Here is a 26323-nt window from a genome sequence, read left to right as displayed (position 1 = left end):
TCAGTTCCAGCAATCGGTGCCGCCACCGGACGCCGACCTGGCGCCGGCGCTGGTCAGCGTCAGCGTGCCGCAGCCGGTATCGGCGCTCAGCTGGCTGCCCTTGGGCGTGGCCACGATGCTGTAGCCCGGCGGCAGCGCGGCATTGGGAGTCACGGTGACGTCGTAGCGCGTGCTCTGCGCGGACGGCACCGACATGCCTAGCGCGCCGAGATTGGCGGCATAGGCGCGGTTGTCGACGAGAAACCGCTCCTGCGCGCCGGAGACTTCGAGCATGAACGACTCGATCGCGGCGCGGTGCGATCGCACCACATGGCGGCTGTAGTTGGGGATGGCGACGGCGGCCAGGATGGCGATGATCGCGACGGCGATCATCAGCTCGACCAGCGTGAAGCCGCGCGCGCGCGCGCCGCGGCCCGGCATGGCGCCCGCCGCGTCTGTTCCTGCCCCGATTTGACCCTTGACCCGAAACGGCGGCGTGACCATGCCGCCGTGTCGCACTGCAGGGCTTCTATGTCCCATGCTCGCGCTCCGTACCAATTATGTTCCGGTTGACCGATTTCCGGAGGTTATGGCGCGGAGTGTAAGTCACCGCCATTCAAGTGGGTAAGGAAATTCTGATGACAGTGCGCCAGCGTTGCGGCAATCCGACAATCGGGGGGCTTGCCAAAAACCCCGGGTACAGCTTTGGCGGTGTCCGGACGTTAACCGGCTTTCGAAGTAACGATGTGACGGCGTGGCGACGTGGCAGCGCGTCGTCTGCAAGCGCCGCCGCCCGGCGCTCCGGTGCGCGGCTGTGCAACAATCGTTACAACCACGAACCCGGAGTGCCCATGCCGTCCGACAGCCCCACCCATCCGCCGCAGCCTTCCCAGGCCAGTCCCACGCCGGCGCCGCCCCACGACCTCGACGCGCTGCTGGCGTTGCTGCGCGCCAGCTTCCCGAGCCTGAGCACGCAGTTCCAGAGCGGCGCGCGCTACCTGCTCGACCACCCGCAGGACGTGCCGGTGCTGTCGATGCGCAAGATCGCCGCCAGCGCCGGCGTGCAGCCCGCCACGCTGGTGCGGCTGTCGCAGCACCTCGGCTTCGAGGGCTGGCAGGGCCTGCGCGAACTCTTTGTCGATGCGCTGCGCGGCGGTAGCCAGCCCTATGCGCGCCGCGCGCGCAAGGTGGTGCGCGAAAGCAGCGCCAGCCGCATGCTGGGCGAGATGCTCGACGCGCAGCACCATAACCTCGACCTGATCGCCGCCAACAACGACAAGACGCTGCAGCAGGCGGCGGAACTGTTGTCGCAAGCGCAGAACGTGCACGTGGCGGGCTTCCGCTCGTGCTTCCCGATCGCGTTCACCTTCCACTATGTCTACCGGCTGTTCCGCAGCTCGGTGCAGCTGATCCGCGCCGATGCCGGCACGCTGGAAATGGAGCTGCGCGGCCTGGCGCCCAAGGACGCCGTGGTGGTGGCCAGCTTCGCCCCGTATTCGCAGGAAAGCATCCGCGTGGCGGCGGCCGCGCGCGAGTGCGGCTGCAAGGTGATCGCGCTGACCGACAGCACCGTGGCGCCGATCGCGCTGGCGGCGGACTGCACGCTGCTGTTCTCGGTCGAGAGCCCGTCGTTCTTCCCCTCGATCACGGCCGGCGTGGCCATGGTCGAGGCGCTGGTCGAGCAGTTGCTGGCGCGCAAGGGCAAGGGCGCGATCCGCGCGCTCGAGCAGGCCGAGGGCGAGCTGCACCGCGCCGGGGCCTACGTGCCCGCCGGCCGCGGCTGACGACGATTATTCGAAGGCCTCGTCGCTGGGGCTGGCGTAGGCCTTCTTCAAAGGCTCGCTCATCTGCAGCTCGAAATTGACCTGCTTGGGCGGCACCGGCGCGGCAAACCACTTGCTGTAGAGCTTGTTGATCTCGCCGCTGCGGATCAGCCCGCCGATGGCGCCGTCGACCACCTGCTTGAAGCCGGGATCGTCCTTGCGCAGCATGAACGCATAGGCCTCGAACGACTGCGGCGTGCCCACCACGGTCCAGTCGGCGGGGTTGGGCGCCAGCGTGCGCGCTCCCGACAGCAGCACGTCGTCCATCATGAACGCGGCCACGCGCCCTGACTGCAGGATCAGGAACGACTCGCCATAGTCCTTGGCGCTCTGGATGGTGATGTTGGCCTGCTTCTCGTCGTTGAGCCGGCGCAGGATGCGCTCCGAGGTGGTGCCGGCATTGGTCACCACCGCCTTGCCCGAGAGGTCGCCGAAGTCGCGCACCGGGCTGCCTTTCTTCACCAGCAGCCGCGTGCCGGCGACGAAGAACGTGGTCGAGAACGCCACCTGCTGCTGGCGCGACTTCAGGTTGGTGGTGACGCCGCATTCCAGGTCGACGGTGCCGTTCTGCACCAGCGAGATCCGGTTCTGCGAAGTCACCGGCACCATGCGCACCTGCAGCGCCGGCAGGCCGGTCTCGCGCTTCACCGCATCGATCACCCGGTCGCAGATGTCCTGCGAGAAGCCGATGACCTTCTGGTTGGCGTCGTAGTACGAGAACGGAATCGACGAGGTGCGATGGCCGATGGAGATCGTGCCTGACGACTTGATCTTGCCGAGGGTCGGGCTGGCGGCGGAATTGGCGACACCGGCGGCGACACCGGCGGCATGCGCCGTGCCGGCCGGGCCGCTGCAGAGCACCAGCGCCGCCGCTGCGGCCGATGCAACCGCGGACCGGCGCGGGGTCGGTGAACCGCCGCACGGACGCGTGACTTCTGCTGCTTTCATACAGGCTCTCCTTGGATGCGTGAATAGCTTGGTTGTCGGGGTAGCGGTCAGCGACGCGCCATCGCATCGCCAATGCTAGGCAATCAGCAACAACTGTTCCATCATGGATAACCATGAAACATATGTATTTTTCACCGGCACGGTGAAACGACCGTTGGCGCCGCGGGCGGATGGGCGCAAACGTGGGGCATCGACGCCCGACGCTTGTGCAGCCGGCGCAGCATGGGAACGAGCAAGGAGGCAGGGAGTCGGGCGCGGGACCGCGCCGGGAGGTGGGTGGCGACGTGGGGCGGACGCCGCGCCTGGCGCGGCCGTCCGCCGTGGAACCGGCTTACCGGGTGCACTTCTCCTGGTACGCCTGCTGCAGCGACTTGCGCGGGCGCTCGCGTTCCAGCTCGGGCACCTGCCGCCCTTGCGCGGTCTCGATGGTCGAGTCGGTGGTGCGGTACTCGCGCTTGGGCGCGGTGGCGATCTGGGCGGCGAGCTCACGGCATTCCGCCGACTCGATGCTGGCCGGCGTCGCGGCCGGGTCGGGGCGGTAGGGCGTGGTGCCCTGCTGGACTGCCTCGTTGATGGCAGCGGCGGCGGCGCCCTGGACGTCCTGCTTCTGCGCCTGGGCGCTGCAGGCCACGACAAGGGTGGCAAGTGCGGCTAGGCGGATCAGGGGGCGCTGGCGGCTCGGCATGGTGGCTCCTCGGATGTATGGCTCGTTGATTGGCAGAAGCCGCCAGCTTAAACGTTCGCGCCCTGTCTGGCACTAGCGGCATCTGCGGCACTTCCGGCATTTGTTGCCGGCCGCGGCAGCCGTTGCGCTAGCGCCCGCGGTGCCCGCCCTCGTCGTCGAGTTGCCAGTCGCGCCGCATCACCACGTAGGTGAAAGACGCGGACCAGCCGATCAGGATCAGGCCCACCAGCGGCTCGATGGTCGCGATCAGCCGGGTCGCGCCGACCGGGTAGAGGTCGCCCAGGCTCTGCGTGGTGAAGGTCTCCAGCGCAAAGTAGGCATAGACCAGCAGTGAGGGCTCGCCGTGGCGGGTGGGCATGCCGGGCGCGGTCGATCCGGCCAGCCAGCCGAGGCCGAGCACATTGTCGGCAAACCAGAAGCCGAACGCGAACACCATCGCCTCCAGGCAGTGGACGAGGATGATGCAGACGATCAGCACGCCAATGTTGACGCGCCCGCTCCAGCGCCGCGGATGCAGCGACGACAGCACGCGCAGCGCCTCGTAGTGGATCCCCACCACGGCCACGGTCAGCACCGCGGCGCACAGCAGGGCCAGCAAAAAATTCTCGGCAGAGTTTTCCATGCGCAACCGGTCGAGTGGCTGGGGCGTCCGGCTTATGGCGGGCAAAAAAGACGCCCTCCAACATAACATCGGAAGGCTCGCGGGAAAACAGCCGCGGAACGCCGCAAGATGTCATGCAGAACCCGGCAAGCCACAGGATTCGTGGCCATGCGGGCCATGCACTATGCTGGAAATCCCACAATCCCAATGCAAGCGGAGGCCGACATGCGTAAATCCATCCCGATCCTGGCGGCGCTGGTGCTGTGCGGCGCCAGCGGCCTGGCACTCGCCCACAACTGCCCCAACGAGATGAAGGCGATCGACGCCAAGCTCTCGACCAAGCCGGCGCTGTCGCCGGAAGATACCGCCAAGGTGGCCAAGCTGCGTGCCGACGGCGCGGCCTATCACAAGGCCGGCAAGCATGACGAAGCGATGAAGTCGCTGCTCGAGGCCAAGAAGATACTTGGCATCTGAAGCGGGGCGCCGCACTAGAAAAAAAAGAGCCGCCGGGCAATCCCGCGCGGCGGCTTTCTCATTGCTGCATGGCCCAGGGCGAGGGCCCTGGCCCAGTCCGGTCAGGAGCCCGACCCGACCTGCTGGATCACGCCATTGGGCGCCACCAGGTAATACTCGGCGCCAACCCCCACCCAGCGCGTGCCCTTGCGCGGCGCCGGCAGGTTGTATTGCTTGTAGTCGTCGATCACATATTGGCGGTCCCTGAACTCGGTCGGCAGGCGGTCGCCCTTCTTCCATTGCTGCACCTGCACATACGGCGAGCTTTGCGGAGCTGGCGGCGGCGCAGACGCCGCGGGTTCCGTCATCGGCCGGGTAGAAGTCTTGCCACCACCCTGCGCCATGGCAAACGGCGCCGCCAGCACGCTTGCCGCCAGCAACAGGGCCGGCATCGCTTTCTTGGTATTCATCGTGATCTCCTTGCGTACGGAAAACCGAACTGCCGGAGGATCCGGACAGCTTCTACCAGATTAGTCACAAAAGCGGGAAACCGTGGCAACCGTGGCCCGGCAGCCACGTCCGCGGTGTTCACAATTGTTTGCCCGGCCGCGGCGGGCGCCATGCGCCGCGGGCCATGGTGGTGGCTAGAATGAGGCCTGACGGAAACACTCAGCAGGCCGCGGCAAGCGCCGCGCCTGCCCGGGCGCCCATGCCCTCCATAATGTTCCCTGGCCATGCCCTTCGGCCGCGCGATGCCGCGACGCATGCGCACCCTCGCCGGAGCTTGCAACCACCCCTGCCAGAGAACGACAAGAACGGGGGACTCTCGTGTTGCAAGACGCTGGTCGATTCCTGGCACTGGTCAATCCCGCCATCGCCATCGCATTCTCGCTGTGCCTCGTGCTGGCCTGGCGCTATGAGCGCAGCCGGCACTACCTGCTGCTGCCGGCTGCCGCGTATTGCATGTACGCGATCGCCATCACCCTGCAGATCGTCTGGCCGCCGCACCCCGGCGGCGGGCAGGCCACGGTGACCGGCCTGCTGTACCTGGGCAGCGGCGTGCTGCTGCTGCGCGGCATGCTGGCGCGCGTCGGTGCGCGGCTCGATACCTGCGCGCAGGTGGCATTGCCGCTCGCGCTGCTCGGCGCGATCGCGTGGTTCGACCTGGTGCAGCCGCGGCTGGTGGCGCGCATCTACATCCTGAACGTCGGCATCGCCATGATCCTGCTGCTGGGCATGCCGGCACTGGCGCGGCTGCGCAGCGGGCGGCTGGCGGACCGCGTGCTGTTCTGGTTCTACCTGCTGTTCGCGCTGCACTTCCTGCCGCGCACCGTGCTGACCGTGGTGCCGGCCGCATCGCACGATCCGGTGGCCTTTATCCAATCTGCCTACTGGCTGTGGCTGCAGGCCACGCTGGCGCTGCTGCTGATGGCACTGGCCCTGGCGTTGCTGGCCGCGGCGGTGCAGGACATCATCGTCGGCCTGCGGCACGAGCGCGACACCGACCCGCTGACGCTGCTGCATACCCGCCGCGGCCTGGCCGCGCTCGCCATGCAGCAGATCCCGCCGCCGCCGGGGCAGCCGCTCAGCCTGCTGGTGTGCGACCTCGACTTCTTCAAGTTCATCAACGACAACTACGGCCACAGCGCCGGCGACGCGGTGCTGGCGCAGTTCGGCCAGATCATTGCCGGCGGCATCCGCCGGCGCGATATCGCGGCGCGGCTGGGCGGCGAAGAGTTCGTCGTGCTGCTGCCCGATACCGCGCCCGACGCCGCGCTGCAACTGGCCGAGCGCCTGCGCCATACGCTCGAACACACGCCGATGACAGTGCTGCCCGGCGTGCACCGCGTGACCGCCAGCTTCGGCGTGGCGACGCTGCGGCCCGGCGAAGACCTGGATACGCTGCTGATGCGCGCCGACCACGTGCTCTACGCGGCCAAGAACCGCGGCCGCAACTGCGTCGCGTGGGAGCGGGACGAAGCCTTGCAGGCGCCCGGCGCCCTTGCGTGAGGCGGGGCTACAGGTAGATCACCGCGAGCGCACGCAGGATCCCGCGCAGGATCCCGATGACGATGACCGGGAGGTCGTCCGCGATCCGGTCCGGTCATGACGACAAGCGTGAATGGCGGTAGCCGGGCAGGCAGGCATCCAGGATCAGGCCGAGTTCGCCGATGCGGTCCTGCGTCGCCTGCACTGCCCACGCGGCGCCGGCCTCCAGTTCGCGGCACAGCTCCGCCGCGTCGCGCGCGGCATCGATCTGCGCGAGCGCACCGCGCATGCGATGCGCTCGCGCCTGTACCGCGCCCAGGTCGCCGCTGGCGGCAGCGGCAAGCAAGGCATCGAAATCGGCCTGCACGCTCCGCGCCAGCAGCGCGGCATCGGCGTCGCCGCTAATGCGCGGCGACGCCTGAGCGCGCCCCGGCATCAGCTCCTGCAGGCACGCCGCCAGCTCCTGCAGCAACACCGGCTTGACGAGGCAGCGGTCCATGCCGGCGTCGTGGCAGCGACCGGCTTCGCCAGCGCCGGCGTTGGCGGTCAGCGCGACGATGCGCACCGGGTTGCCCGCCGCGCGCAGCCGGCGGCTGAGCGCGTAGCCATCCATGACCGGCATCTGCACATCGGTCAGCACGACGTCGAAGGCCCCTGCCGTGCACGCCGCCAGCCCCTGCGCGCCGTCGCTCGCCAGTTGCACCGCGCAGCCGAGCCGCTCCAGCTGGCCACGCAGCAATAGCCGGTTGTGCGGATGATCCTCCACGACCAGCACGCGCAGCCCGAGCTGCGGCAGCGCCGGCATCGCTGGCGCCGCATCGGCACCGGCGGCGGCGGGCGCCGGCCGTGAGGCGGTGACGGGCAGCTGCAGCGCAACGGTAAAGCGGCTGCCCTGGCCCGGCGAGCTGTCGGCGGTGATGTCGCCGCCCATCAGCCGGGCCAGTTTCCTGCAGACGGTCAGCCCGAGCCCGGCGCCGCCGGGTTCGGCCGCGCGCGTGGCATCGCCCTGCGTGAAGGGCTCGAACAGGTGCGGCAGCAGCGCGCCATCGATGCCGGGGCCGGTGTCGGCCACTTCCAGCATCAGCGTGACCTGGTCCGCGGAGGGCTGCGGTTCCTGCCACATGCGCAGCGTGACGCGCCCTTGCGCGGTGAACTTGATTGCATTGCGCAACAGGTTGGCCAGTACCTGCCGCACGCGCAGCGGATCGCCCAGCAGCCACGGCAGGCCCGGCTGCAGGTCGCAGTCCAGGGCCACGCCCTTGTGCATGGCCAGCGGCTCCTGCGCGCGCGCCACGGTTTCGGCCAGCGCCACCGGATCGAACGGCACCGCGTCCAGCCTGATCTGGCCGGCTTCGATGCGCGAGAAGTCGAGCAGGTCGTCGAGCATCTGCAGCAACACCCGCGACGACTCGGTAATGGTCGCCACCTGCTGGCGCTGCCCTGCGTCCAGCTCGCTCATCGACAGCAGTTCCAGCGTGCCGAGCATGCCGTACAGCGGCGTGCGGATCTCGTGGCTCATCGCGGCCAGCAGGCGCGCGCCGGCGGTCCGGGCCGCCTCGGCCGGCGCCGGGCCAGCGCTGTCGTCGTTCGTCGTCATGGCATTTGTCCGGGGCTGCATGCCTGCCCGAAGGTGGCGGAGATATGCCAAGCATAGCCACGCGCGGCCGCGGATGCATGGAATTCGCATCGAGCGCTGTCGATGTCGATGTCGAACTCCTCCAGCCTTTGCGGCTGGGCATCGACGGCTAAATGCAACTGCGCGCCAGCAAGGCGGCGCGGCAGCGGAAGGCTCAGGTCGTGCCCAGCCGGTCGCGGGTGCGCCGGGCCACATCCTTCATCCACGGGAACGCATCCCAGTAGCGGCGCGCAAACTGTTCGATCTCGTCGCGCTGCTTCAGCGACAGGCCGATCATGTCGAGCCCCTCCAGGAACATGCGGCGATGCCGCGCCGACAGCTCGAACGGGAAGTCGCCGACCGGCGTGCGCACCTGCATCGCTTCGACGTCGATGCGGATCTCATTGGCGCTGTCGGCATCGACCGCGTCCATCAGCCGCTCGATCACCTCGCGCGGCAGCATCACCAGCAGCAGCCGGTTGTTCATCGCGTTCGAGTAGAAGATCTCGCCGAAGCTGGGTGCGATCACCGCGCGGATGCCGAACTGCTGCAGGCCCCATACGGCATGCTCGCGGCTGGAGCCGCAGCCGAAGTTGGCGCCGCCGGCCAGGATGCTGGTGCCGGCGTACTCGGGCCGGTTCAGCACGAATTCCGGGCGCCGCGCGCCGGTGGCGTCGAACCGGTGGTCATAGAGAATGCCATCGGCCAGGCCCGACTTGTCGATGCCGCGCAGGAACTGCTTGGGAATGATCTGGTCGGTGTCGAGGTTCTCGAAACGGATCGCGGCGGCTTTGCCGGCGAGGCAGGAAAGTTCAGGCATGGGACAGCTCCAGCTTGCGGACGTCGGTGATCGCGCCGGTAATGGCGGCCGCGGCCGCCATTACCGGGCTCATCAGGTGGGTGATGGCACCCCGCCCCTGCCGGCCTTCGAAATTGCGGTTGGTGGTGGAGGCGCAGCGCACGCCGTCGGCGAGCACATCGTCGTTCATGGCCAGGCACATCGAGCAGCCGGGCTGGCGCCATTCGAATCCCGCCGCGATGAGGATGTCGGCCAGCCCTTCGCGCTCGGCCTGTGCCTTCACCGCGCCCGATCCCGGCACGACCATCGCACGCACGCCCGCGGCGACGGTCTTGCCGCGCACCACGCTGGCGACCGCGCGCAGGTCTTCGATGCGGCCGTTGGTGCATGAGCCGATGAAGACGTGCTGGATCGGCGTGCCAGCCAGCGTCGCGCCCGGCTGCAGGTGCGTATAGGCCAGCGCGCGCTGGACCGAGCGCTGCTCCGCTTCGTCGATCTGGTCTTCCGGGAACGGGACCTGGCCCGACACCGGCAGCACCTGGTCGGGGCTGGTGCCCCAGGTCACGTGCGGCTCGACCTGGCTGGCGTCGAACATGTATTCCATGTCGAACCGCGCGCCGGCATCGCTGTGAAGCGTCTGCCAGTGCTCCAGCGCGGCCTCGCGCCGGGCGCCGTCGATGTCAGGGGCGCGGCGCAGCACGTAGTCGATGGCGGCCTCGTCCGGCGCGATCAGCGCGCCGCGCGCGGCGGCCTCGACCGTCATGTTGCACAGCGTGAAGCGGGCTTCGATGCTCAGCTCGCGGATGGCCGAGCCGCAGTATTCCACCACGTGGCCGCGCGCACCCTGTGCGCCGATCGCCCCGATGATGCGCAGGATCAGGTCTTTGGCGGTGGTCCCGACCGGCAGCTTGCCGTCCACGCGGATGCGCATGGTTTTTGCCATCCGGTAGACCAGCGTCTGCGTGGCCAGCACGTGCTCGACCTCGGACGTGCCGATGCCGAAGCCCAGCGCGCCGAGCGCACCGTAGGTGGTGGTGTGGCTGTCGCCGCAGATCACCACCATGCCCGGGCGGATCATGCCGTGCTCGGGCGCCACCACGTGCTCGATGCCCTGCAGCGCGTCGTTGGTGTCGAACAGCGGGATCGCGTGCCGCTCGCAGTTGGCGTGCAGGTTGGTGGCCTGCAGCGCCGACGCCGGATCGGCGATCACGCGGATCGCGCCGGGGTGCGTGGGGATGATATGGCTGACCACCGCCACGTTCTGCCCCGGCACCAGCACGCCACGCCCCTGCTCGTGCAGGCCGGCGAAGGCCTGCGGGCTGGTGTATTCGTTCATCAGGTGCAGGTCGCAATACAACAGCACGTTGTCGTCGTCGATCCTGGCGACGGTATGGGAGTCGACCAGCTTCTGGTACAGGGTGCGGGGTGTCATGGCACAAGCCTTGGTAACGGTTTGACGGTCATTCCGCGGTCATTCCGCGGTCATTCCGCGGTGATACCGCGCTGCTTGATCAGGTCGGCCCACACGGGCATTTCTTGCTCCAGCCGCTGCCGGGCGGCCGCGGGCGTGCCCGGCGTCGGCTCGAAGCCTTCCTTGAGCATCCGGTCGCGTGTGGCCGGCGTCGCGAGCGCGGCATTCAGCGCGGTGTTCAGCTTGTCGATGACCGGCTTGGGCGTGCCAGTGGGCGCGAACACCATGAACCAGGTCTCGAAGTTGTAGCCGGGCAAGCCGGCCTCCGCCGCGGCCGGCACGTTCGGCAGCTGGCCCGAGCGCTTCGAACCGGTCACGGCCAGCGCCTTGAGCTTGCCGCCCTGCACATGCTGCTGGGCCGCGGACACCACCGGAAAGCTCATGTCGACCTGGCCGGCAATGGTGTCGACCAGCGCCGGGCCGCCGCCGCGATACGGCACGTGCACGATCGACACGTTGGCCACCGACTTGAACAGCTCCGCCGACATATGGAAGGTGCTGCCATTGCCGGCCGAGCCGTAGGTCAGCTTGCCCGGCTGGGCCTTGGCCGCGGCGATCAGCTCCGGCAGCGTCTTGGCCGGGATGTTGTTGTTGACCACCAGCACGTGCTGCGAGCTGGCGACCATGCCGATCGGCGCGAGGTCCTTCAGCGTGTCATACGGCATGCGCGGGAACAGGCCGGGGTTGATGGCCAGCGACACCGTCTGCAGGCCGACGGTGTAGCCATCGGCGGGCGCCTTGGCGACCGCGTCGACGCCGATGTTGCCGCCGGCGCCGGCACGGTTCTCCACCACGATGGTGCCGCCGAGGCTCCTGGCCCAGGCATCGGCGACCAGGCGCGCGGCGATGTCGGCGCTGCCGCCGGGCGCATACGGCACGATCAGGCGGACCGGGCGCTGGGGGTAGGACTGGGCAGCGGCAGTGCCGGCGGTGGCGGCGAAAACCGCGGCACAGGCCAGCAAGGCGGTCAGGTGGACAAGTTTCACGGGCGTCTCCTGTGGGATGAATTGTTGTGGAAACGATCGTATCATTGCCCCGGAGAAACATAATTCAGACTCCGTTACTTCTTTAGTTCCTGCAATTCAGCAATGGATAACTTCTCCGATCTCGCCTTCTTCCAGTGCATCAACAAGCACGGCAGCCTCGCCGCCGCGGCGCAGGAACTGGGCGTGACGCCGCCCGCGGTCAGCAAGCGGCTGGCCGCGCTGGAAGCGCGGCTGGGCGTGCGGCTGCTGCACCGGACCACGCGGCGCATCGGCCTGACGCCGGAGGGCGAAAGCTACCTGGTCGAAGGGGCGCGCATCCTGGCGGAAATGGAGGCGCTGGAGCGCGCCATCGCCGGCAGCAGCAGCACGCCGCACGGCCTGCTGAAGATCGGGGCGACGCTGGGTTTCGGCCGCCGCCATATCGCGCCGGCGCTGTCGGCATTCGCGCGCGCGTTTCCCAGGATCGAGGTCCAGCTGCACCTGAGCGACCGGCCGCTCAACCTGGTCGAACAGGGCCTGGACGCGCTGATCCATTTCGGCGAGCTGCCCGACGTGCGGCTCACCGCGCGGCTGCTAGCCAACAACCGGCGCCTGCTGTGCGCGGCGCCGTCCTACCTTCAGGCCGCCGGCGAGCCGGCGAATCCACGCGAGCTGGCACGGCACAACTGCATCTTTATCCGCGAGGCCGACGAGACCTTCGGCACCTGGCACCTGCGCAACGGCGCGCAGCAGGAGACGGTCAAGGTGCGCGGCACCATGAGCACCAACGACGGCGAATCGGCGCTGGCGTGGGCGCTCGACGGGCAAGGGCTGCTGGTGCGCTCCGAATGGGACGTGGCCGAGCACCTGCGCAGCGGCGCACTGCGCCGCGTGCTGCCGCAGTGGCAGCTGGCGCCGGCGGACATCTACCTGGTATTCCCGGCGCGCAACCACCGGCCCGACAAGGTGCGGGCGCTGGTGGATTTCATGCTGGAGCGGTTTGCCGGCCACCGCGCCCGCGGGCCGGGCGGCGCGGACAGCGCGTGGTAGCGTGGTAGCGCGCGGTGGCGGGATGACCGGCTGAGAGAACCGCCTTAGCCGGCAAACCGGTAGCCCAGCCCCACTTCGGTCAGCAGGTGGGCCGGCTGCGCCGGGTCCGCTTCGAGCTTGTGCCGCAGGTGCCCCATGTAGACGCGCAGGTACTGGCTGCTTTCCGATTGCGCGGGCCCCCATACCTCGCGCAGCAGCTCGCGGTGCGTCATGACCTTGCCGCGATGCGCGATCAGCACGGCCAGCAGCCGGTACTCGATCGGCGTCAGGTGCACCGCCTGCCCGGCGCGCGTGACCAGTCGGTTGGCAAGGTCGACCTGGACGTCGCCGAACGTGACCTGGCTGGAACCCTGCGCGCTGGCGCGGGCATGCCGGCGCAGCAGCACCCGCAGCCGCGCCACCAGCTCGGCCACGCCGAAGGGCTTGGTCAGGTAGTCGTCGGCCCCCGCATCCAGCGCGCCGACCTTGTCGGCTTCGCCGCTGCGCGCGGACAGCACCAGGATCGGCACGGCGGTCCAGGTGCGCACCTCGCCGATCAGCTTGAGCCCGTCGCCGTCCGGCAGGCCAAGGTCGAGGATGACCAGGTCGGGCTGCCGCGTGCCGGCCTCGATCAGTCCGCGCTTGAGCGACTCGGCCTCGTGCACCGTGCAGCCCTCGGCCTCCAGCGTCAGGCGCACGAAGCGGCGGATATGCGGTTCGTCCTCGACGAGCAGGATCGTGGGCGAAAAATCGAACGGCATCTATGCCTCTCCTTGCCTGGTTGGCGACGGCTCGGGCAGTTCGGCCGGCTCGGGCTCGATCGCCGGCGGGTTGCCGCGCGGCAATGCGATCGTGAAGCGCGCGCCGGTGCCATCGCCAGGGCGCGACTGACCCTGCCGCTGCGCCGGCTCCACCCAGATGCGGCCGCCATGCGCCTGCATGATGGCCTCGCATACGGCCAGGCCCAGCCCGACGCCGGCGGTCGCGGACTCGCGTTCGCCGCGCGTGAATTTCTCGAAGATCTGCCGCTCCCTGCCGCGGGGCACGCCCGGACCGTCGTCCTCGACCACTACCCGGACCTCGTCGCCCGCAGCCATGGCCGACAACCGGATTTCGGTGCCTGGCGGCGTGTACTTGGCGGCATTCTCCAGCAGGTTGCACAGCACGCGGTCGACCAGCACGGCGTCGCACTCCACCAGCGGCACCTGCGACAGGCTGGCGACGACAACGCGGTGGCGCGCCAGCGCCTCGCGCATCGCGGCCAGGCTCGCGCCCACCAGTTCCTCCACCGATTGCCATTCGCGCCGGATGTGGACGTCGCGGCTTTGCAACCTGGCCATGTCGAGCAGGTTGACCACCATGGTCCGCATGCGGCGCGCCTGCTCCAGCATCGCGGCGACAGTCTCCTCCAGCGGCGGGGCCAGCGGCGGCGTGCCGCGCTGCATGGTTTCTGCCATGCCGATCAGGCTGGTCAGCGGCGTGCGCAGGTCATGCGAGACCGCGGCCAGCAGCGAACTGCGCAGGCGTTCCGACTCCATCGACAACAGCGCCTGCTGTGCCACCTCGACGTAATGCAGCCGTTCTATCGCGATCGCGATCAGCGTGCAGAACACATCAGCCTGGCGTCGTAGCGCCGGCTGCGCGAACGCATGCGGCACCGCGGGCTCCACGGCGAGCACGCCGCGGGTGCGCATCGGCGCCTTCAGCGGCAGGTACAGCACGGTGCTGCCCGGCAGCGTGCCGGTGCCGGTGCCCGCGGGCTGGCCATGGTGGAAGACCCATTCGGCGAGCACGCGGTCGATCGAGTCGCTGTGTCCCGCGCTGTGGCCGGCGCTGTTTCCCATGCCGCGCGCCGGGCCGTCATCCGACACCGGTGGCAGCAGCCGCCCGTCCGCCGAGACCAGGAAGAAGGCCGAACTGGCATCGAAGGCGGCGCGCAGGAAGCGGCTGCCGATCGCGACGATCTGCTCGGACTGCAATGCCGCCGACAGCTCGCGCGCCAGCTCGTACAGCGTGCGCGCGTCCTCTTCGCGCTGCACCGCCAGCCGCGCCTGCTCGCGCAGCCCGGCGGTAAGCTGGCCGATCACCAGCCCGACCGACAGCAGCACCAGGAAGGTCAGCAGGTACTGCACGTCGGAGACGGCGAACGACAGCCGTGGCGGCACGAAGAAGAAATCGAACGACGCCACCGCCAGCACCGACGCCAGCGCCGCCGGCCCGCGGCCGTGGCGCAGCGCCACGCCGACCACCGCCACCAGGAACAGCATGACGATGTTGACCACGTCGAACCATGGCAGCGCCAGCGCCGACAGCAGCGTCGCGCCCGCGCACCAGGCCACGGCCCAGGCGTAGTCCTTGCGCCTGGCGCCGTCAGGGCTTGCCGTGGTTTCCGTGTCGTCGGCGGCATGGCGCGGACGCAAATCCGCGCGCGTCATGTCGGCGGCCACGCGGATGATATCGATCTCGGGGCAGCCGCGCGCCAGCGCATCGGCAAAGCTGGCGCGGCGGCCGGGCAGCCAGCCCGGTCCGCTGAAGAACGGCGACAGTGCCAGCCCGAGCAGCGCACGCGCGCGCTCCACCAGCGAGCCGCCGCGGCGCCAGTCCGCCGGCGCGCGGCCGAGCACGACCTTGGTCAGGTTGTGGCGCCGCACGTAGCCCGCAATCGCCTGCACCATGTCGTTGCCGGCCAGCGTCTCGGTCCGTGCGCCAAGCTCCTCGGCAAGGCGCATCGCGGCCTGCAGGCGCAGCCTGGCGGTATCGGATAGCGGCGCAAGCCGGGGCGTCGCCACCGTGACCACGTGCCAGTCGCAATCGAGCTGCCCGGCGAGCCGGCGCGCGCTGCGCACCACCTGCTCGGCATCATCGCCGCTGCCGATGCAGGCGAGCACCGCCTCGCGCGTGCGCCAGACCGCCTGCACGGCTTCGGACTGGCGCCAGGCGCGCACATCGTCGTCGATGCGGTCCGCGGTGCGGCGCAGCGCCAGTTCGCGCAGCGCGATCAGGTTGCCCTTGCGGAAGAAGTTGCGCGCCGCGTGCCGCGCCTGCTCGGGCAGGTAGACCTTGCCCTCTTTCAGCCGGCGCAGCAGTTCGTCGGCCGGCAGGTCGACCAGCACGACCTCGTCGGCGCCGTCGAAGACCGTGTCGGGCACGGTCTCCCACACGCGGATGCCGGTGATGCCGCCGACGGCCTCGTTAAGGCTCTCCAGGTGCTGCACGTTGACCGTGGTCCACACATCGATGCCGGCCGCCTGCAGCTCCTGGATGTCCTGCCAGCGCTTCGGATGGCGGCTGCCCGGCGCATTGGAGTGCGCCAGTTCGTCGACCAGCACCAGCGCAGGATGGCGGGCCAGCGCCGCGTCCAGGTCGAATTCGCTGAGCACGCGCTCGCGGTACGGCACCGCCTTCATCGGCAGGCGCTCGATGCCGCCGACCAGCGCTTCGGTTTCCGCGCGGCCGTGGGTCTCGACCACGCCGCTGACGACGTCGACGCCCTGCGCCGCCGCCGCGCGCGCGGCGGTAAGCATGGCAAAGGTCTTGCCGACGCCCGCCGATGCGCCGAAGTAGACCCTAAGCTTGCCGCGCGCAGCCCGAGCCGTTTCGGCCTGCACCTGCCTGAGCAGGGCATCGGGATCGGGGCGTGTGCCGGCGGCGCGGAGTTCGGTATCAGGCATGGGAAAGTTCGCGCCCCATGCTAGCAGAACCGCCTGCCCGACGCGCCGCCACGGCGCATGGCTGGCGCTGCGCGGCAAAAGGGATCGATACGATCTGGAAGATCCCGGTCACGGCTGACATCCTTGAATGGGTCCGGGCAAGCCTACCGGCGTGTCCGTAAAAACCGGGTAGAAAGAAGGCGGACCGGCATAAAAATCCTATAAAAATCGCAGCGCGCACGTCCCGATGCTGATCCGGATCGACTTCGGCGCCATGGGACAGGTCGCCGGCCACTGGCGCGGCATCGGCGTCACGCTGTTCGTCAACTGGCTGGTCAAGCCGTTCTCGATGGCCTTGCTCGGATGGATCTTCGTGCGCCAGCTGTTTTCCGCATGGCTGCCGGCCGACCAGACCGACAGCTACGTGGCGGGACTTATCCTGCTGGCCGCGGCGCCGTGTACCGCGATGGTCTTCGTCTGGTCGCAGTTGTGCAAGGGCGATCCCTATTTCACGCTGTCGCAGGTGGCGGTGAACGACGCCATCATGGTGGTAGCCTTCGCGCCGATCGTCGGACTGCTGTTGGGACTGTCCTCGATCACCGTCCCGTGGGACACGCTCATCATGTCGGTGGCACTCTACATCGTCATTCCGGTGCTGTTCGCGCAGATCATCCGCAAGGCGCTGCTGGCCAGAGGTGAAGCGGCGTACCGCCGCGTGGTGGATGCGCTGGGCCCCGGCTCCATCACGGCGCTGCTTGCCACGCTTGTGCTGCTGTTCGGCTTCCAGGGCAACGCGATCGTCGAGCAACCCCTGATCATCCTGCTGCTTGCGGTACCGATCCTGATCCAGGTGCTGCTGAACTCCGGCCTGGCTTATCTGCTGAACCGCAAGCTCGGCGTTGCCCATTGCGTGGCGGGACCATCGGCGCTCATCGGGGCAAGCAATTTCTTCGAACTGGCCGAGGCCACGGCCATCAGCCTGTTCGGCTTTCAATCCGGCGCGGCACTGGCCACCGTGGTCGGCGTGCTGATCGAGGTGCCCGTCATGCTGTTCGTCGTGGGCGTGGTCAACCGTTCGCGGCGCTGGTACGAATCGCACTGAGTCTCCACTGGCGCACCATCAGTCAGCTACGGACATAAAAAAACCCCGCGCAGAGGCGGGGTTGATCTTTACAGATTTTGGTTAGACAAGGTCAGAACGGAATATCGTCGTCCATATCCTCGAAACCATTCGACGGTGCCTGCTGCGGGCGACGAGCGCCGCCACCACCTTGGCCGCCGCCCTGGCCGCCGCCCTGGCCGCCACGGCCGCCGCCGTAGCCACCGCCGCCGCCCTGCGATTCACGGCTGTAGCCGCCGCCACCACCGCCACCACCGCCGCCGCCGCCGTAGCCGCCTTCATCGCCACCGCCGCCGCCACCCTGGCGCGAGCCCAGCATCTGCATCTGGTCGGCAACGATTTCGGTCGAGTACTTGTCCTGGCCGGACTGGTCCTGCCACTTGCGGGTGCGGATGCGGCCTTCGATATAGACCGACGAGCCCTTGCGCAGGTACTGGCCAGCGATTTCGGCCAGCTTGCCGAACATCGAAACGCGGTGCCACTCGGTGGCTTCCTTCATCTCGCCGGACTGCTTGTCCTTGTAGCGATCGGTGGTCGCCAGGCGAAGGTTGGTGACCGCGTCGCCGCTGGGCATGTAGCGGGTTTCGGGGTCGGCGCCGAGATTGCCGACGAGAATGACTTTGTTGACCGAGGCCATGTGAATGTTCTCCAAAAGCCACGCGCTGTGTTGAAAAGCGTGGCAATACGATAAGGCGACAAGGGTGAAGCTGACTGCAAGTGTGATCCGATACTGCGCCGACGGCTAGCGTGGCCGGTTGCCGGGTTCGGCACTGCGCCGTCACTGCGGCGCCGCCAAGGCGCAGCGACATGCAGCAACTAAAGCAACGTAAACGAACATCGCGCCGCCCGGCCGGTGTCGGGTGGCGCGATCATGCTAGGCCATTTTCGGCCCGGAAAGCGTTACGGATTGATGCGATGCCAAGGCAACTTCATGCAGCCGGCGCAGGTGCGGCTTCCTGCCCGCGGGCCGGAGGTGCCTTCATGCTCCAGGCGATTATAAGCCAGAGCAGCAGCACGGCCGCGCAGCCGACGAACACCGCGCTGCGGCCCTCGTGCTTGAGCAGCCAGCCGCCGACGGCGCCGCCCAGGAACAGGCCCAGCGCCTGCGTGGTGTTGTACACGCCGAGCGCCGCGCCGCGCGCGGATGCGGCATAGCGCGACACCAGCGAGGGCTGCATAGCCTCCAGCACGTTGAACGCGACAAAGAACAGCAGCAGCACACCGACGATGGCCCACAGGCCGTGCACCGCTGCGAACAGCAGCTGCACCGCGGTCATCAGCGCCACCGCGCCCAGCAGCACCGGGCGCACGCGGCCGTAGCGCTCGGCCGCCATCATCGGACCCAGCATCAGCACGAACGACACCAGCACCACCGGCAGGTAGACCTTCCAGTGCTGGTCGAGCGGCATGCCGGCATCGGTCAGCATCGCCGGCACCACCATGAACATGGCCACCTGCGATGCATGGAGCGCCAGCACGCCGACGTTCAGCCGCGCCAGGTCGGCATTGAGCAGCACTTTGCGGAACGGCAGCCGCACCGGGTGCGGCGCGGGCGGCGTCGGGACCAGGAACAGCGTCACGCCGATGGCCACCAGCCCCAGCACCGACATCAGGCTGAAGATGCCCGGCATGCCGATGCTGTGCAGCAGCGGCGAGGCGATCACCAGCGACAGCGCAAAGGTCAGGCCGATGCTGCCGCCAACCATCGCCATCGCCTTGGTGCGATGGCGCTCGCGCGTGAGGTCGGCGATGCAGGCGGTGATGGCCGCCGAGATTGCGCCCATGCCCTGCAGCGCGCGCCCGGCGATGATGCCCGTCAGCGTATCGGAGAACGCCGCCACCAGGCCGCCCGCGATAAACAGCAGCAGCCCGGCCACCATCACCGGCTTGCGCCCGATGCGGTCGGACAGCCAGCCCAGCGGGATATGCAGGAAGGCCTGCATCAGGCCATAGATGCCCATGGCCAGGCCGACGCGCTGGGCGTCATGCCCGTCGGGCAGGTTGCGGGCGTATTCGGCAAATACAGGCAGGATCAGGAACAGCCCCAGCATGCGCAGCGCGAAGATGCTGGCCAGCGACACGCTGGCGCGCAGCTCGGTGCGCGTCATGCGTTCGCGGGCGGGGGCCTGGGACGCGCCGGCAGGGCTCGCGTCCGGGGAAGAAGACTGGATCGGCGGCATTGCGATCGTGAGGATCTCTGGAAAGCGGGTCGGCTGGCGGGGCCGGCCGGGTGGCCGTTTTGTGACGGCGTCGGCCGGTATGGCCTCTGGCCGGTGTCCGCCCGCCTTCCGGGTCGCCCTGGAAATGAGGCCGGCGACGGCTCCGCGCCGGGGTTCCCGGCATGCGCCCGTTCTGGACCGGCTACCCCGGAAACCGAAGTTGGGTATATTAACAGGTTTGCTCCTTCGCGCTTCCCGGGTCACCTGGCCTTGCCAGCGAGCCCCCGGGCGTGTGCCCGGATGCGCTTTCCGCCGTCGCCAGCGGCAGGAAGTGCGAGCCAGCGCACCTGGACACTGGGTTTTGCCTTTCCTTCAGACAGCCTCGGCCAGCCCGGCCCGGGCGGCCTGGCTGGCGACGACTTTTCGGCATATGGAAGAAATCAAGATCCGTGGGGCGCGTACCCACAACCTGAAGAACATCAATCTCGACCTGCCGCGCAACCGGCTGATCGTGATCACCGGCCTGTCGGGCTCGGGCAAGTCTTCGCTCGCCTTCGACACGCTCTATGCCGAGGGCCAGCGCCGCTACGTGGAGTCGCTCTCCGCCTACGCCCGCCAGTTCCTGCAGCTGATGGAAAAGCCGGACGTCGACCTGATCGAAGGCCTGTCGCCGGCGATCTCGATCGAGCAGAAGGCCACGAGCCACAACCCGCGCTCCACCGTCGGCACAGTCACCGAGATCCACGACTACCTGCGCCTGCTGTACGCGCGCGCCGGCACGCCCTACTGCCCAGACCACAACCTGCCGCTGCAGGCGCAGAGCGTGTCGCAGATGGTGGATGCGGCGCTGGCGCTGCCGGAAGACACCAAGCTGATGATCCTGGCGCCGGTGGTGGTCGACCGCAAGGGCGAGCACTCGGACCTGTTCGACAGCATGCAGGCGCAGGGCTTCGTGCGCTTCCGCATCCGCTCGGGCGGCGGCACCGCACATGAGGCCGAGGCCAGAGTCTATGAGGTCGACCAGCTGCCCAAGCTGAAGAAGACCGAGAAGCACAGCATCGACGTGGTGGTCGACCGCGTGAAGGTCCGCGCCGACATCAAGCAGCGCCTGGCCGAATCGTTCGAGACCGCGCTGCGCCTGGCCGACGGCCGCGCGCTGGCGCTGGAGATGGACAGCAACAAGGAGCACACCTTCAGCTCGCGCTTTGCCTGCCCGATCTGCTCGTACTCGCTGCAGGAGCTGGAGCCGCGGCTGTTCTCGTTCAACAACCCGATGGGCGCGTGCCCGAGCTGCGACGGGCTGGGCCAGATCACCTTCTTCGACCCCAGGCGCGTGGTGGCCTTCCCCAACCTGTCGCTGGCCTCGGGCGCGATCAAGGGCTGGGACCGGCGCAACCAGTTCTACTTCCAGATGCTGCAGAGCCTGGCGGCGTTCTACGACTTCGATACCGAGACAGCGTTCGAAGAGCTGCCGGAGAACGTGCAGCAAGTGGTGCTGCACGGCTCGGGCGAACAGGAGATCCCGTTCACCTACATCAACGAGCGCGGCCGCACCACGGTGCGCGAGCATGTGTTCGAAGGGATCATCCCCAACCTGGAGCGCCGCTACCGCGAGACCGATTCCGTCGCCGTGCGCGAGGAACTGGCCAAGTACCAGAACAACCAGCCCTGCCCCGCCTGCCACGGCACGCGGCTGCGCACCGAGGCGCGCCACGTCAAGCTGGGCGAGAACGAGCAGGCGCGCGCGATCTATGAGATCAACGGCTGGCCGCTGCGCGATGCGCTGACCTATTTCCTGACGCTGGACATGCATGGCGCCAAGCGCGAGATCGCCGACAAGATCGTCAAGGAGATCACCGCGCGGCTGAACTTCCTCAACAACGTGGGCCTGGACTACCTGTCGCTGGAGCGCAGCGCCGATACGCTGTCGGGCGGCGAGGCCCAGCGCATCCGGCTGGCGTCGCAGATCGGCTCGGGGCTGACCGGCGTGATGTACGTGCTGGACGAGCCGTCGATCGGCCTGCACCAGCGCGACAACGACCGCCTGATCGGCACGCTCAAGCACCTGCGCGACATCGGCAACTCGGTGCTGGTGGTCGAGCATGACGAGGACATGATCCGCGCCTGCGACTACGTGGTCGATATCGGCCCGGGCGCGGGCGTGCACGGCGGCATGATCGTGGCCGAGGGCACGCCAGGGCAGATTGAGGCTTCGCCGGCATCGCTGACGGGGCAGTACCTGTCCGGACAGCGCCGCATCGAAGTGCCGAAGAAGCGTGCCGCTCCGGACGAAGAGCGGCTGCTGCGCATCGTCAACGCCAGCGGCAACAATCTGCGCAACGTCACCGCCGAAGTGCCGGTGGGCCTGCTCACCTGCATCACGGGTGTGTCCGGCTCGGGCAAGTCGACGCTGATCAACGACACGCTCTACCACGCGGTGGCGCGCCACCTGTATGGCTCGACGCCGGAGCCGGCGCAGCACGACCGCATCGAAGGGCTGGAGCATTTCGACAAGGTCATCAACGTCGACCAGAGCCCGATCGGCCGCACGCCGCGTTCCAACCCGGCCACCTACACCGGCCTGTTCACGCCGATCCGCGAGCTGTTCGCCGGCGTGCCCGCGGCCAAGGAGCGCGGCTACGATCCGGGCCGCTTCTCGTTCAACGTCAAGGGCGGACGCTGCGAGTCATGCCAGGGCGACGGCGTGCTCAAGGTCGAGATGCACTTCCTGCCCGACGTGTACGTGCCCTGCGACGTCTGCCACGGCAAGCGCTACAACCGCGAGACGCTGGAGGTGCTGTACAAGGGCAGGAACATCTCCGAGGTGCTGGACCTGACCGTCGAGCAGGCGCATGAGTTCTTCAGCGCGGTGCCGGTGGTGCGGCGCAAACTGCAGACGCTGCTGGACGTGGGCCTCGGTTATATCCGGCTGGGGCAGTCGGCGACCACACTGTCGGGCGGCGAGGCGCAGCGCGTCAAGCTGTCGCTGGAGCTGTCCAAGCGCGACACCGGGCGCACGCTCTATATCCTGGACGAGCCCACCACGGGCCTGCACTTCCACGATATCGAGCTGCTGCTCAAGGTCATCCACAAGCTGCGCGACCAGGGCAATACCGTGGTCATCATCGAGCACAACCTGGACGTCATCAAGACCGCCGACTGGCTGATCGACATGGGCCCGGAAGGTGGCGCCGGCGGCGGCCAGGTGATCGCGCGCGGCACGCCGGAGGCCGTGGCGAAGAGCAAGGCCAGCTTTACCGGCAAATACCTGGCGCCGCTGCTCGAGCGCGGCTGACCTGCCGGCCACCCGATAGGCCGCGGCTCAGTCGAGCCCGGCGGCCGGCAGCACGCGCGTGCGCCGCGCCGTGCCGCCCTGCGGCAACTCGATCGCCACGCCGCCACCGCTGTCGGCGCCGTGGCCGGTCAACGCGGTGATCACCACCTGGTGCGTGACCATCAGGTAGGGCCCGCCGTGCGGGTCGAGCCCGTCGATCAGGCGCGACAGCTGCGCGACCTGCGCGTCGCGGCGCTGCGCATCCGCCCCGAAGAACGAATTGAGCAGCGGCTGCACCTGTACCGGCCCCAGGCCGATCAGCCGCGCCGTGTCCTGGCAGCGGCACCAGGCGCTGCTCCAAACCTGCGTCGGCCTGAAGCCGGCCGCCTTCCAGCTCGTTCCCAGCCGCGCCGCCTGCTCGCGTCCGCGCGCGTCGAGGTTGCGCTGGGTGGCGCAATCGGCTAGCCGGAACCCGGGCGGGTCGCCCACGCCCGGCGCGCTGGCATGGCGCAGCACCACCAGGACATTGGGGCGCTGCAGCTCGCTCACCGCGATCTCGCGCTGTGATGCCGGAGCGACCTGCGCAGCGGCAAACGCCGGGACCATGGCGATTACGGCAAGCAAGGAAATCAAGCGGCCAAGGGCAGGCATCGGCTGCTCCGGTGGAGGGTCAACCCCTCCGGTATAGCAGGCGCCGGCTTGCTTTCACCACCTCGCGCCCTACCATGAACCGGACGGCGACATGCATCGCACAGGAGCCCTGCCATGGAACTGACGGTCGTACCGGTCACCAAGCCGGAAGCCACCAACTTCATCTTCGGCCAGTCGCATTTCATCAAGACCGTGGAAGACCTGCACGAGGCGCTGGTTGGCACGGTGCCCGGCATCCGCTTCGGGATCGCGTTCTGCGAGGCCTCGGGCAAGCGGCTGGTGCGCTGGTCGGGCACCGACGAGCACCTGATCGACATGGCCTGCGAGAACGCGCGCGCCATCGGCGCGGGGCACAGCTTCCTGATCTTCCTGGGGGACGGTTTTTTCCCTGTGAACGTGCTGGGCGCGGTGCGCGCGGTGCCGGAGGTTTGCCGGATCTACTGCGCGACCGCGAACCCGACGCAGGTGATCGTCGCGCAGACCGATGCCGGCCGCGGCGTGATGGGCGTGATCGACGGCGCCTCGCCGCTGGGGATCGAGACCGAGGCCGATGTGGCGGAGCGCAAGGCCCTGCTGCGCAAGTTCGGCTACAAGATGTAGCCGTGCCGCTCAGTGCTGCGCCGCCTGTACCCGCGTGACGGGCGGCACATCGTCTTCTTTCATCCGGCTGCGGTTCAGCACGCCCGCTTGCTCCAGCACCGGATAGGCCGTCGCGCAGAACAGCGAATTCAGCCGCTTCAGCTCGCTGATCACATCCAGATGCAGCGAACTGGTCTCGACGCTTTCCGCCGTCTGCACCGCCACGCGCTGCAGATGGGTGCGCGCGTACTTGCGCTCCAGCTCGCGGAAGTTGGCCTTCTCCGCCATCAGCGCCTGCGCGCTCTTCAGGTCGCCGTTGAGGAACACCGACAAACCCAGCCGCAGGTTGGCCACCAGGCGTGCATGCATCTCGGCGATTTCCTGCATGCCGGCCTCGGAGAACATCAGGTTGTGGGCGATCTTCTTGTCCTTGGTATCGAGCAGGATGCGCTCGATGATGTCGCCGGCATGCTCCAGGTTGATGGTCAGCGAGATGATCTCGGTCCAGCGCTGGCCGTCGCGCTCGTCCAGCGCTTCGAGGCTGATGCGGGTCAGGTAGAGCTTGATCGCGGTGTAGAGGTCGTCGACCTCGTTGTCGATGCGGCAGGTGGCGGTGGCCAGCTTGGCGTCGTTGGTGCGCATCACGCGCAGCATGTTGTCGAGCATCTGCTCGACGCGGTCGCCGATGCGCAGCACCTCGCGCGCGGCATTGGACAGCGCCAGCGTGGGCGTCGACAGCGCGGCCGGGTCGAGATGGCGCGGCGTGACCTGGCTGTCGCCGGTATTGCGCCCGGGCAGCACCTTCTCGCACAGGCGTGCCAGCGGCGCCGTGGCGCCGAGCAGCAGCACCGCCAGCGTGACATTGAACAGCAGATGGAAATTGACGATCAGCCGCTGCGGATCATGGTCGATCAACGCCAGCAGTTCTTCGGCCTGGCTTAGCAGCGGCAGCGCCACCAGGCACCCCAGCAGGCGCGACAGCAGGTTTCCCAGCGTCACGCGCTTGCCCGGCTGGTTGTTGCCCGAGGTGGTCAGCAGCGCCGAGATGCCCGAGCCCAGGTTGGCGCCCAGCACCAGCGCCAGCGCCACGTGGATCGACACCACGCCGGCCGAGGCCAGCGCGCCGCAGAACAGCACCACGGCCAGGCTGGAATAGCACAGGACGGTCAGGAAGGCGCCGACCAGCATGTCGAGCCCCGAGTCGCCGGTCAGCGAGGCGAACAGCACCTTGACCCCGGCGGCCTGCACCACAGGACGCGTGGCAATGGAGATCAGCTCCAGCGCCAGCGTGATCAGCCCCAGGCCGATCAGCACCCGCCCCACGTGGCCCGCCTTGCTGCCCTTCCAGCTCAGATGGCCGATCACGCCGACGAAGATCAGCAGCGGCGACAGCCATGACAGGTCGAGTGAAAACACCTGCACCATCAGCGCGGTGCCGACGTTGGCGCCCAGCATGATCGCCAGCGCCGGCGCCACGGCGATCAGGCCCTGGCCGACGAAGGAACTGACGATGACCGCGGTGGCGTTGCTGCTCTGGACCAGCCCGGTGACGCCGAGCCCGGCAAGGAAGGCGGTGAAGCGGTTGGAGACGCTGGTCGACAGCACGTGGCGCAGGTTGGCGCCGTAGACGCGCAGGATGCCGACCTTGACGATGTTGGTGCCCCATACAAGCAGGGCAACACCCGAGAGCAGATGAAGAAGTACGCCCATTGTGCGCCTCAGCGTGACCGGTGCCGGATTACTGCCGGAGGCGGCCCTGCCCGGTCATCGTGTAGTTGTCAATGGGGCATTATGCGCCCGTCACCGGGCAGCGGCAACGGCACAAGGCGAGGGGTGCGGGCAACCGGCAACACATGCCGCGGCACGTCCGCGGCCGCGCTCAGGGCAGCGCGACCTTGATTCCCAGCCCGACGAAGATCGCCCCCGCGGCGCGGTCGAGCCAGCGCCCCGTGGCCGGACGGCGCCGCAGCCATGCCCCCAGCCAGCCCGCGCACAGGCCGAACAGGGAGAACACCACCGCGGTCTGCAGCATGAAGACCACGCCCAGCAGCAGGAACTGCAGCCCGGGATGCGCGGCATCGGCGCGCACGAACTGCGGCAGGAACACCAGGAAGAACAGCGTCACCTTGGGGTTCATCATGTTGCCGAGCACGCTCTGGCGGAACACGCGGCCCAGCGGCACCGCGTCGACGTCGCCGCCCTGCGCCAGCCCGCCCCTGGCGCGCAGTGCCTGGATGCCGATCCAGATCAGGTAGGCGGCGCCGGCATACTTGATCAGCTGGAACGCCAGCGGCGAAGAGCGCAACACCGCCGCCAGCCCGACCGCCGCGATCACGGTATGGAACAGGCAGCCGACCGAGAAGCCCAGCGCCGCCACCAGCCCCGCGCGCCGCCCCTGCGCCATGCCGCGCGCGAGCACCTGCAGGTTGTCGGGGCCGGGCGCGACGGTGACCGCGACCGAGGTCAGCAGAAACAGCAGCAGGTCTGGCATACGATCTCCGGTCTTTCCGTCAGTGAGGTCCTGTCAGTGAGC

The 26323-nt window shown here is 68.5% G+C and carries 22 protein-coding genes and 1 pseudogene; 7 read left to right on the top strand and 16 right to left on the bottom strand.

Annotation, left to right across the window (positions count from 1 at the left end; all coding sequences use genetic code 11):
• Nucleotides 1-519, bottom strand: a complete 519-nt coding sequence (locus IPF36_RS23250; RefSeq protein WP_135704387.1) for a type IV pilin protein — start codon at nucleotides 517-519, stop codon at nucleotides 1-3.
• Between the two features lie 311 nt (nucleotides 520-830).
• On the opposite strand from IPF36_RS23250, the gene IPF36_RS23245 reads away from it, so the two are divergent.
• Nucleotides 831-1763 carry a MurR/RpiR family transcriptional regulator gene (locus IPF36_RS23245; RefSeq protein ID WP_195430535.1) on the top strand — a complete coding sequence of 311 codons (933 nt, stop codon included), beginning with the start codon at nucleotides 831-833 and terminating at the stop codon, nucleotides 1761-1763.
• Between the two features lie 6 nt (nucleotides 1764-1769).
• Here IPF36_RS23245 and IPF36_RS23240 read toward each other — a convergent pair whose 3' ends face one another.
• The 3 genes from IPF36_RS23240 to IPF36_RS23230 form a co-directional block, all read right to left on the bottom strand.
• Complete coding sequence (locus IPF36_RS23240) at nucleotides 1770-2750, bottom strand: transporter substrate-binding domain-containing protein (RefSeq protein WP_243736815.1); 981 nt, start codon at nucleotides 2748-2750, stop codon at nucleotides 1770-1772.
• A gap of 331 nt (nucleotides 2751-3081) precedes the next feature.
• A complete protein-coding gene (locus tag IPF36_RS23235) occupies nucleotides 3082-3435 on the bottom strand; it encodes a hypothetical protein (RefSeq protein WP_135704385.1) in 354 nt (117 codons plus the stop codon).
• Between the two features lie 127 nt (nucleotides 3436-3562).
• Complete coding sequence (locus tag IPF36_RS23230; RefSeq protein ID WP_133093664.1) at nucleotides 3563-4057, bottom strand: two pore domain potassium channel family protein; 495 nt, start codon at nucleotides 4055-4057, stop codon at nucleotides 3563-3565.
• 204 nt (nucleotides 4058-4261) lie between these two features.
• Here IPF36_RS23230 and IPF36_RS23225 point away from each other — a divergent pair, with 204 nt between their 5' ends.
• On the top strand, nucleotides 4262-4510 hold the full coding sequence (locus tag IPF36_RS23225) for a hypothetical protein (RefSeq protein ID WP_195430533.1): 249 nt from the start codon (nucleotides 4262-4264) through the stop codon (nucleotides 4508-4510).
• Between the two features lie 101 nt (nucleotides 4511-4611).
• On the opposite strand, the gene IPF36_RS23220 is transcribed toward IPF36_RS23225, so the two are convergent.
• Nucleotides 4612-4959 (bottom strand): RcnB family protein, encoded by a 348-nt coding sequence (locus tag IPF36_RS23220; protein ID WP_133093663.1) that lies wholly within the window; start codon nucleotides 4957-4959, stop codon nucleotides 4612-4614.
• Nucleotides 4960-5317: 358 nt separating this feature from the next.
• On the opposite strand from IPF36_RS23220, the gene IPF36_RS23215 reads away from it, so the two are divergent.
• Entirely contained in the window at nucleotides 5318-6499 is a 1182-nt protein-coding gene (locus IPF36_RS23215) for a diguanylate cyclase (protein ID WP_135704384.1), read from the top strand.
• A 94-nt stretch (nucleotides 6500-6593) separates the two neighbouring features.
• Here IPF36_RS23215 and IPF36_RS23210 read toward each other — a convergent pair whose 3' ends face one another.
• The 4 genes from IPF36_RS23210 to IPF36_RS23195 form a co-directional block, all read right to left on the bottom strand.
• Nucleotides 6594-8075, bottom strand: a complete 1482-nt coding sequence (locus IPF36_RS23210) for an ATP-binding protein (protein ID WP_195430532.1) — start codon at nucleotides 8073-8075, stop codon at nucleotides 6594-6596.
• Nucleotides 8076-8268: 193 nt separating this feature from the next.
• The gene (gene leuD / locus IPF36_RS23205; RefSeq protein ID WP_135704380.1) at nucleotides 8269-8913 is read right to left on the bottom strand and encodes a 3-isopropylmalate dehydratase small subunit; all 645 of its coding nucleotides are present in this window, start codon (nucleotides 8911-8913) and stop codon (nucleotides 8269-8271) included.
• The gene (gene leuC / locus IPF36_RS23200; RefSeq protein ID WP_195430530.1) at nucleotides 8906-10324 is read right to left on the bottom strand and encodes a 3-isopropylmalate dehydratase large subunit; all 1419 of its coding nucleotides are present in this window, start codon (nucleotides 10322-10324) and stop codon (nucleotides 8906-8908) included. The genes leuD and leuC overlap by 8 nt, the downstream gene beginning before the upstream one ends.
• A gap of 50 nt (nucleotides 10325-10374) precedes the next feature.
• Complete coding sequence (locus tag IPF36_RS23195) at nucleotides 10375-11349, bottom strand: tripartite tricarboxylate transporter substrate binding protein (protein WP_195430528.1); 975 nt, start codon at nucleotides 11347-11349, stop codon at nucleotides 10375-10377.
• A gap of 102 nt (nucleotides 11350-11451) precedes the next feature.
• Between IPF36_RS23195 and IPF36_RS23190 the strand changes: the two genes are divergently transcribed.
• Complete coding sequence (locus IPF36_RS23190; protein ID WP_133093657.1) at nucleotides 11452-12378, top strand: LysR family transcriptional regulator; 927 nt, start codon at nucleotides 11452-11454, stop codon at nucleotides 12376-12378.
• 44 nt (nucleotides 12379-12422) lie between these two features.
• On the opposite strand, the gene kdpE is transcribed toward IPF36_RS23190, so the two are convergent.
• Both kdpE and IPF36_RS23180 read right to left on the bottom strand, forming a co-directional pair.
• On the bottom strand, nucleotides 12423-13118 hold the full coding sequence (gene kdpE / locus IPF36_RS23185; RefSeq protein WP_133093656.1) for a two-component system response regulator KdpE: 696 nt from the start codon (nucleotides 13116-13118) through the stop codon (nucleotides 12423-12425).
• Nucleotides 13119-16028 carry a sensor histidine kinase KdpD gene (locus IPF36_RS23180; RefSeq protein WP_195430525.1) on the bottom strand — a complete coding sequence of 970 codons (2910 nt, stop codon included), beginning with the start codon at nucleotides 16026-16028 and terminating at the stop codon, nucleotides 13119-13121.
• A 220-nt stretch (nucleotides 16029-16248) separates the two neighbouring features.
• On the opposite strand from IPF36_RS23180, the pseudogene arsB reads away from it, so the two are divergent.
• A pseudogene (gene arsB, locus IPF36_RS23175) lies at nucleotides 16249-17109 on the top strand (ACR3 family arsenite efflux transporter); the annotation flags it as partial.
• 91 nt (nucleotides 17110-17200) lie between these two features.
• Here the strand turns inward: arsB and IPF36_RS23170 are convergent.
• Complete coding sequence (locus IPF36_RS23170; RefSeq protein WP_195430523.1) at nucleotides 17201-17764, bottom strand: single-stranded DNA-binding protein; 564 nt, start codon at nucleotides 17762-17764, stop codon at nucleotides 17201-17203.
• Nucleotides 17765-18056: 292 nt separating this feature from the next.
• A complete protein-coding gene (locus IPF36_RS23165) occupies nucleotides 18057-19307 on the bottom strand; it encodes an MFS transporter (RefSeq protein ID WP_135704372.1) in 1251 nt (416 codons plus the stop codon).
• Nucleotides 19308-19716: 409 nt separating this feature from the next.
• Between IPF36_RS23165 and uvrA the strand changes: the two genes are divergently transcribed.
• Nucleotides 19717-22581: an excinuclease ABC subunit UvrA gene (gene uvrA / locus IPF36_RS23160; RefSeq protein ID WP_133093652.1), complete on the top strand. Its 2865-nt coding sequence runs from the start codon at nucleotides 19717-19719 to the stop codon at nucleotides 22579-22581.
• 27 nt (nucleotides 22582-22608) lie between these two features.
• Here uvrA and IPF36_RS23155 read toward each other — a convergent pair whose 3' ends face one another.
• On the bottom strand, nucleotides 22609-23211 hold the full coding sequence (locus tag IPF36_RS23155; RefSeq protein ID WP_133093651.1) for a histidine phosphatase family protein: 603 nt from the start codon (nucleotides 23209-23211) through the stop codon (nucleotides 22609-22611).
• A gap of 114 nt (nucleotides 23212-23325) precedes the next feature.
• Here IPF36_RS23155 and IPF36_RS23150 point away from each other — a divergent pair, with 114 nt between their 5' ends.
• Nucleotides 23326-23811, top strand: coding sequence for an adenosine-specific kinase (locus IPF36_RS23150; RefSeq protein ID WP_133093650.1), 486 nt, complete (start codon nucleotides 23326-23328; stop codon nucleotides 23809-23811).
• A gap of 9 nt (nucleotides 23812-23820) precedes the next feature.
• Here IPF36_RS23150 and IPF36_RS23145 read toward each other — a convergent pair whose 3' ends face one another.
• Nucleotides 23821-25500, bottom strand: coding sequence for a Na/Pi cotransporter family protein (locus tag IPF36_RS23145; protein WP_135704369.1), 1680 nt, complete (start codon nucleotides 25498-25500; stop codon nucleotides 23821-23823).
• A 169-nt stretch (nucleotides 25501-25669) separates the two neighbouring features.
• On the bottom strand, nucleotides 25670-26281 hold the full coding sequence (locus tag IPF36_RS23140) for a LysE family translocator (RefSeq protein WP_133093648.1): 612 nt from the start codon (nucleotides 26279-26281) through the stop codon (nucleotides 25670-25672).
• Nucleotides 26282-26323 lie beyond the last annotated feature (42 nt).

Source organism: Cupriavidus sp. IK-TO18 (assembly GCF_015549295.1).
GTDB classification, from domain to species: Bacteria; Pseudomonadota; Gammaproteobacteria; order Burkholderiales; family Burkholderiaceae; genus Cupriavidus; species Cupriavidus oxalaticus_A.
Note: the sequence above shows the minus strand (reverse complement) of the source record. Positions and strands in the feature narration are given on the sequence as shown.

Coding starts and splice junctions, on each gene's coding strand:
- IPF36_RS23250 (WP_135704387.1), bottom strand. CDS start 519: ATGGGACATAGAAGCCCTGCAGTGCGACACGGCGGCATGGTCACGCCG.
- IPF36_RS23245 (WP_195430535.1), top strand. CDS start 831: ATGCCGTCCGACAGCCCCACCCATCCGCCGCAGCCTTCCCAGGCCAGT.
- IPF36_RS23240 (WP_243736815.1), bottom strand. CDS start 2,750: ATGAAAGCAGCAGAAGTCACGCGTCCGTGCGGCGGTTCACCGACCCCG.
- IPF36_RS23235 (WP_135704385.1), bottom strand. CDS start 3,435: ATGCCGAGCCGCCAGCGCCCCCTGATCCGCCTAGCCGCACTTGCCACC.
- IPF36_RS23230 (WP_133093664.1), bottom strand. CDS start 4,057: ATGGAAAACTCTGCCGAGAATTTTTTGCTGGCCCTGCTGTGCGCCGCG.
- IPF36_RS23225 (WP_195430533.1), top strand. CDS start 4,262: ATGCGTAAATCCATCCCGATCCTGGCGGCGCTGGTGCTGTGCGGCGCC.
- IPF36_RS23220 (WP_133093663.1), bottom strand. CDS start 4,959: ATGAATACCAAGAAAGCGATGCCGGCCCTGTTGCTGGCGGCAAGCGTG.
- IPF36_RS23210 (WP_195430532.1), bottom strand. CDS start 8,075: ATGACGACGAACGACGACAGCGCTGGCCCGGCGCCGGCCGAGGCGGCC.
- leuD (WP_135704380.1), bottom strand. CDS start 8,913: ATGCCTGAACTTTCCTGCCTCGCCGGCAAAGCCGCCGCGATCCGTTTC.
- leuC (WP_195430530.1), bottom strand. CDS start 10,324: ATGACACCCCGCACCCTGTACCAGAAGCTGGTCGACTCCCATACCGTC.
- IPF36_RS23190 (WP_133093657.1), top strand. CDS start 11,452: ATGGATAACTTCTCCGATCTCGCCTTCTTCCAGTGCATCAACAAGCAC.
- kdpE (WP_133093656.1), bottom strand. CDS start 13,118: ATGCCGTTCGATTTTTCGCCCACGATCCTGCTCGTCGAGGACGAACCG.
- IPF36_RS23180 (WP_195430525.1), bottom strand. CDS start 16,028: ATGCCTGATACCGAACTCCGCGCCGCCGGCACACGCCCCGATCCCGAT.
- IPF36_RS23170 (WP_195430523.1), bottom strand. CDS start 17,764: ATGGCCTCGGTCAACAAAGTCATTCTCGTCGGCAATCTCGGCGCCGAC.
- IPF36_RS23165 (WP_135704372.1), bottom strand. CDS start 19,307: ATGCCGCCGATCCAGTCTTCTTCCCCGGACGCGAGCCCTGCCGGCGCG.
- uvrA (WP_133093652.1), top strand. CDS start 19,717: ATGGAAGAAATCAAGATCCGTGGGGCGCGTACCCACAACCTGAAGAAC.
- IPF36_RS23155 (WP_133093651.1), bottom strand. CDS start 23,211: ATGCCTGCCCTTGGCCGCTTGATTTCCTTGCTTGCCGTAATCGCCATG.
- IPF36_RS23150 (WP_133093650.1), top strand. CDS start 23,326: ATGGAACTGACGGTCGTACCGGTCACCAAGCCGGAAGCCACCAACTTC.
- IPF36_RS23145 (WP_135704369.1), bottom strand. CDS start 25,500: ATGGGCGTACTTCTTCATCTGCTCTCGGGTGTTGCCCTGCTTGTATGG.
- IPF36_RS23140 (WP_133093648.1), bottom strand. CDS start 26,281: ATGCCAGACCTGCTGCTGTTTCTGCTGACCTCGGTCGCGGTCACCGTC.